At 67.8% G+C, this 5,263-nt stretch carries 6 protein-coding genes and 1 pseudogene; 5 read left to right on the plus strand and 2 right to left on the minus strand.

Annotation, left to right across the window (positions count from 1 at the left end):
* The coding region (locus ACLP9N_RS29760) for a TauD/TfdA dioxygenase family protein (RefSeq protein ID WP_442410735.1) at positions 1-176 on the plus strand (176 nt) is incomplete at its 5' end.
* Positions 177-355: 179 nt separating this feature from the next.
* On the opposite strand, the gene ACLP9N_RS29765 is transcribed toward ACLP9N_RS29760, so the two are convergent.
* Positions 356-1,681, minus strand: coding sequence for a transposase (locus ACLP9N_RS29765; protein WP_442410730.1), 1,326 nt, complete (start codon positions 1,679-1,681; stop codon positions 356-358).
* 233 nt (positions 1,682-1,914) lie between these two features.
* Here ACLP9N_RS29765 and ACLP9N_RS29770 point away from each other — a divergent pair, with 233 nt between their 5' ends.
* Together ACLP9N_RS29770 and ACLP9N_RS29775 are read left to right on the plus strand one after the other, a co-directional pair.
* A complete protein-coding gene (locus tag ACLP9N_RS29770) occupies positions 1,915-2,376 on the plus strand; it encodes a WS/DGAT domain-containing protein (protein ID WP_442410731.1) in 462 nt (153 codons plus the stop codon).
* 167 nt (positions 2,377-2,543) lie between these two features.
* Positions 2,544-2,735, plus strand: coding sequence for a ferredoxin (locus tag ACLP9N_RS29775; protein WP_442410732.1), 192 nt, complete (start codon positions 2,544-2,546; stop codon positions 2,733-2,735).
* Here the strand turns inward: ACLP9N_RS29775 and ACLP9N_RS29780 are convergent.
* The gene (locus ACLP9N_RS29780) at positions 2,728-3,411 is read right to left on the minus strand and encodes a response regulator transcription factor (protein ID WP_442410733.1); all 684 of its coding nucleotides are present in this window, start codon (positions 3,409-3,411) and stop codon (positions 2,728-2,730) included. The genes ACLP9N_RS29775 and ACLP9N_RS29780 overlap by 8 nt on opposite strands.
* A 36-nt stretch (positions 3,412-3,447) precedes the next feature.
* Between ACLP9N_RS29780 and ACLP9N_RS29785 the strand changes: the two genes are divergently transcribed.
* Together ACLP9N_RS29785 and ACLP9N_RS29790 are read left to right on the plus strand one after the other, a co-directional pair.
* Complete coding sequence (locus ACLP9N_RS29785; protein ID WP_442410734.1) at positions 3,448-4,731, plus strand: sensor histidine kinase; 1,284 nt, start codon at positions 3,448-3,450, stop codon at positions 4,729-4,731.
* 147 nt (positions 4,732-4,878) lie between these two features.
* Positions 4,879-5,263: pseudogene (locus ACLP9N_RS29790) on the plus strand (cytochrome P450); the annotation flags it as partial.

Here is a 5,263-nt window from a genome sequence, read left to right on the forward strand (position 1 = left end):
TGCTGAACTGGTGCACTCAGCCGCAGTTCACCCTCCGTCAGAAGTGGCGCACGGGTGACCTGGTGATCTGGGACAACACCGGCATGCTTCACCGCGCGCTGCCCTTCGCGCCGACCTCGGTGCGCCTACTGCATCGGGCGACGCTGGTCGGGGAGGAGGCCATCGTTGGAGCCTGACGGACCCGCCGGACACGGACCACGAGGAGAACCAATTGCCGACCCAACCTGCTGCGGCGGAGCAGCTCACGTGACGACACGGGTTGTGCAGTGGGCGACCGGTCCGGTCGGCTCCGTCCAACTCGGGGTTCCCTTAGCAACGGAACGAATCTGGTCCCTGTCGGCGGGGTGCCGGTAGCTCAGGCGGCGGGTGAACGCAGCGGTCGGTGTCCTTGGCGGCGGAGTTCTGATTCAACATCGAAGTGGTAGGTGCCGTAAAAGTTGATGTGGTCGTGCTGTGCGGGTGTGAGGTGGCCGGCGGCCTCGTCGGTCACCCGGTAGCCGTCGTCGCGTAGCGCGTCGAGGGCGTCACCCATGTGGGTGGTGGTCCATAGCACCGCTGCGTTGGTGACCAGGGTGAGGCAGAGTGCCTGGTCGACTTGGTCGTCGAGGTGGCGGCGTCGGACGTGGCCTTGGTGGGCGAAGAACAGGTCACGGCGCAGCGCGTGCAGGCTCTCGCCTTTGTTCAGCTGTCGGCGGACTCTGCGGCGGAGTTCTTCGTCAGCGACGTATCGGCATAGGTAGAGGGTGCGGATGAGCCGGCCGTATTCCTGCAGCGCGCGGGCGAGGGAGTTCTGTCGGCTGCTGGCGTGCAGCTTGGCGATCAGCAGGCTGGCCGTGGTGTGCCCGAATTTCATTGACCCGACGAGCCGGAGCAGATCGTTCCAGAGGTCGGCGATCAGTTGGGTTTGGATGGGCTGGGTGAGCAGCGCTCCGGCGTGCGGGTAGCGGGTTCGCCATGATGAGCCTGGGCCGAGGCGGTAGAGCTGTAGCCGTCCGATGTCGCGGATGCGCGGGGAGAACTGCAGGCCGGCGAGGTTGAAGATCGCGAATGTAGCTAGCGTCTGCCCGGCGGTGTCGGTGGTGTGCTCGGCGATCGGCAGGTCGGTCGGGTTGCCGAAGATGTCGTCGAGCACGGCGATGGCCTCGCGCCAGGTGGTTGGGATGACCGTGGTGCCGTAGGTCGAGTGCTGGTCGGAGACGTGGGTGTAAGTGGTGGTTCCCTCTTCGAGGAAGTAGCGGGACAGCGCGCGGGCGGTCAGGCTGTGGCCGCGCTGTGGGAATCGTTGCCCGTCCGAGGACGACAGCGTCCCGCCGCCCCACAGGGCCGTGAGCGGGTGGCGATGGTGGGCATTCACGAGGCGGGCGTTGGCCTCCCGCAAGGTGTCTTGGCGCAGGTACCACTGCGATGTCCAAGCCAGGGTGTCTTCGGAGATGCCGGAGGCGTCGGCCATGCCGGCGTAGCCGAGGTTGCAGGCGTAGGCGAGCACCGAGGCGTACAGGTTGCGGGTCAGGTCGGGGTTGCGCGGCTGGGCGCCGCCGGCGTGGGTGAACGCCTCGCTGAAGCGGGTGTCTCGGTCGACCTCGATGAGCAGGGCGGGCAGATGGATCTGCGGCAGGCGGGCTGCGACCGCCTGCGCGAGCGCCTCGGCTTCGGCGGGACCCGGTGGGCCATGAATGGGCACGTTATAAATGCTCGCAGGCTGTAGGTGAGACAAGTGGTTTTGAGACGAACTTCTGCGACATCTCGCCGTGGGCGATTAGCCGTGGATGAGCGAACGGCAGGTGGCGCCCTGGCTTGATGTGCTGAAGCATCGAGCCGCACATACGAGACCCCGTCCATTTCGACGCCGGGCTGCATGCCTACCTGCGCGAGACCGGTCGCGCCTTTGCGCACCCATTCATCTCGATGTGTCCGGTGTCACTGCGTGCCGAAGCCGACACGGCGACCGGCACGCGGGTGTCGGCGATGTTCGTGCGACTCGGCGAACCCGGCGCGAGCGTGCCGGAACGGATCCGGCAGGTGGTGGACTCGATCGCCACGGCCAAGAAGGAGCTGGGCGGCATGTCGAAGGACGCGGCGATGACCTACCTGGTCGGAATCGTCGCGCTCGCGGGTCTGGCCGCCTCGACGCACCTGGACCGGGTCGGGCACCCGGCCTGCAACCTGGTCATTTCCAACGTGCCGGGCGCCAAGGAGCCCCGGTATCTGAACGGTGCACGCCTCGCCGGGATCTATCCGGTCTCCGCGCTCGCCGCCTCGATCGGGCTGAACGCCACGCTCACCTCCTGCCACGACCGCATGGACTTCGGGTTCGTCGCAAACGCCGCGGCGATTGACGACCTGCCGGAGCTCGCGCGCCACACGCGCCCTGCGTGAACGGCTGGCCCGGTATGAGGCCCAGGGTTCTGAGGGGTTGGTGGGCTATGGGGGCGCGCCGAACTCGGCACAAGAACCGTACCCGCAGGAAACCACCTGGCCCGGAAAGGCCACATCTGGCGCGGAAGTTCCAGCGGTGCCGGGGTTGCACGCCCGATACTGGCGTCATGCACATCACCGTCGACTACAGCTTGTGTGAGGGACACGGGCAGTGCCTGATGGCGGCGCCCGAGTTGTTCGACCTTCCCGACGGCGCCGAACAGGTGGTGGTTCTCGATGCCGATCCACCTGAGTCAGAGCGGGACCGCGCAGTGCGGGCGGCGGCGATGTGCCCCGCGCTCGCAATCCAGATCAGCTGAGCCGATTATCGGTGTGATCGTCGAGCAGCCGGAACCGGCCGGCCAGCGCGGCGGCGGCGATCCGGTTGGTCACTCCCAGTTTGTTGAGCAATGTTGCGACCATCCGTTTGGCGGTGCGCTCGGACACCAGCATCCGGTCGGCGATATCGACCGTCTCCATACCGGTGGCCAGGAACCCCCAGAGCTTCAAGTCCTGGGCGGTAAGGCGGTCCAACAACTCCGGCGGCGGGCGTCGGGTGTTGCTCAGTAGCGCATCGAGCAGGGCGCCGTCGATGACCCGCAGGCCCTCGGCGATGGTCCACAACGGGCCGGCCAGCGCTTCGGGGCGCGCGGTTTTGGGCAGGAACCCGTCGGCGCCGGCCCGCAGGGCCTCCTCGGCCAGAACCATGTCATCGGTGCCCGAGAGCGCCAGGATCCGGGTCCGCGGGTGCCGGTCCTTGATGTGGCGGATAGCGGCGACACCGCCCAGTGGCGGCATGGACAGGTCCACGATCGCGACGTCGGCATCGCAGCGCGTGGCCAGGTCGGCGGCCTCCTCCACCCGCGAGGTCTGCCCGCCGACGGTGAATAACCCGCCCCACTCCCGGCTGAGTAGCAGGGCCAGGCCCTGGGCGAAGAGTTCGTGGTCGTCGACGATCACGACCACGATCTGCTTACCGCCCGGTCCGGCTTTCATTGCCGCGATGCTAGCCGCACCCCTAGGGTCGCACCGATGAAGCGGCACGATGGCGGCGCCATCGACAGAGACGACTACGGTCTGGCCCGCACAGTGGTGGCGGTCCGCATCGCGGTCGTCGTGTCGATCGGCGTCCTGCTGCTGATCGGACCGGACTGGGTTCGCCAGCACACCACCGCGACCGTCGCCGTGCTGTCCGCGGCGATGCTGTACTCCCTTGCCCTGCTGGTGAACCCGAGACTGGAGGTGCGCCGGACCCGGTACGCATGGGTGGTCAGTTTCACCGACAGTGTGTTCACCCTGGCCCTGATCTGGTTGACCGGCGGGCTGCACAGCCCGGTGGCGGAGGTGCTGGTCCTGGTCGTCATCGCTTCGGCCGCGAGGTTGTCGTTCGCCAGGACCCTAGTATTGGCGGTACTGGTCGGCGCCGGCTACGTCGCTGTCGCGTTCGGATCGCCCTCGCGCGCGGCCCTCACCCCGAAACCCTGGCTCCAGGCCGGCTGGGCGGCGCTGTACCTGGTGTTCGTTGCGATCATGACCGCCGGGTTGTCCGCCCTGGCCGAACGTGAGCAACAGTCGAGGATCCGGGCGCTGGTGGAGGCAGAAGCCGAACACGTCGCCGCCGAAGAGGAACGCGACCTTCGCGCCCGCTTGCTGCAGTCCTACCAGTCCCAGCAGGACGGGCTGCAGGTTCTGGTTCACGAATTCCGCACGCCGATAGCATCATTGGAGGCGCTGATGGATGCGGTGACGGCCAATCAGATGTCGGAGGCCGACCGCGAGACCAGCCTGCAGCTGGCCGGCAGGCACACGCATCATCTCGCCGACATGCTCGACGCACTCTCCGATGTCGCTCTGAGCCGGCGCCCCACATTTTCGACCGGACGTGTCCAACGTGTCGATATCGCCGACGTGATCGTCGCGGCCGCCGATGCGGTCGCGCTGGCGCCACCAGGGCTGCGCCTGACCACCGGGCCCGGGCTCACCGGGATCTCCATCAACGCCCAGGGGTTACGCCGAGTGCTGACCAACCTGCTCGAGAACGCCGCCCGTCACGGCCCCGACGCCCCGGTGGACGTCGGGTGCAACCGCGACGGTGATGAACTCGTCATCGCGGTGGCCGACCGCGGTCCCGGGATCCCGGCCGAGAGCCTGGGTGAGCTGACCGCGAAATACGTCAGCGCCGGCGGACAACGGGGCACCGCAGGCCTGGGTTTGTGGATCGTGCAGCAGATTGTCGAGGCAATGAACGGCCGGGTGGACTTCGCCGCCCGCGACGGCGGCGGACTGGTCGCGACCTTCCGCGCGCCGGTGGAGTGATGCCCACGACGTGAGCATGGCCCGCGCAGGCCAGGAATTGGCACCTGGGACGGCCCCAGACCGGGCCGCCGACGGTGAGCATGGGAGCAGGCCGACGTGACGTGCCCCACAGTCGTCGGCGTCCCGGCCATCGAGGAGAGAACCGCTATGACCACAGCCATGCCCGATACCACCCATGGTGACATCGACCTGAGCTCCCGCTCCTTCTGGGCCAAGTCCCCCGAGGAGCGCGACGCCGCCTTCGCCGTCCTGCGCCGGGAGAACCCGGTGCCGTGGAGCCGGCCGGCGGAGTCCGACCTTCTTCCGCCCGAGCTCAACACCAGGGGCTTCTGGTCACTGACCACGCAGGAGGACATCCGCTACGCTAGCCGCCATCCGGAGATCTTCTCCTCGGCCGAGGGCATCACCATGGAGGACTTCGCCCCCGAAGCGAGGGAGGTTGCGCAGTCGTTCATCGGGATGGACGCCCCGCGGCACGCCCAGCTCCGCGGCATCACCATGGACGCCTTTAAGCCGAAGAACATGCGTCGGC

Origin of the sequence: Mycobacterium sp., from assembly GCF_052144515.1 — a bacterium.
In the GTDB taxonomy this organism is placed as follows: domain Bacteria; phylum Actinomycetota; class Actinomycetes; order Mycobacteriales; family Mycobacteriaceae; genus Mycobacterium.

Bases quoted from the DNA above. Each gene is read 5' to 3' on its own strand.
- ACLP9N_RS29785 (WP_442410734.1), top strand. From the start codon at position 3,448: ATGAAGCGGCACGATGGCGGCGCCATCGACAGAGACGACTACGGTCTG.
- ACLP9N_RS29775 (WP_442410732.1), top strand. From the start codon at position 2,544: ATGCACATCACCGTCGACTACAGCTTGTGTGAGGGACACGGGCAGTGC.
- ACLP9N_RS29780 (WP_442410733.1), bottom strand. From the start codon at position 3,411: ATGAAAGCCGGACCGGGCGGTAAGCAGATCGTGGTCGTGATCGTCGAC.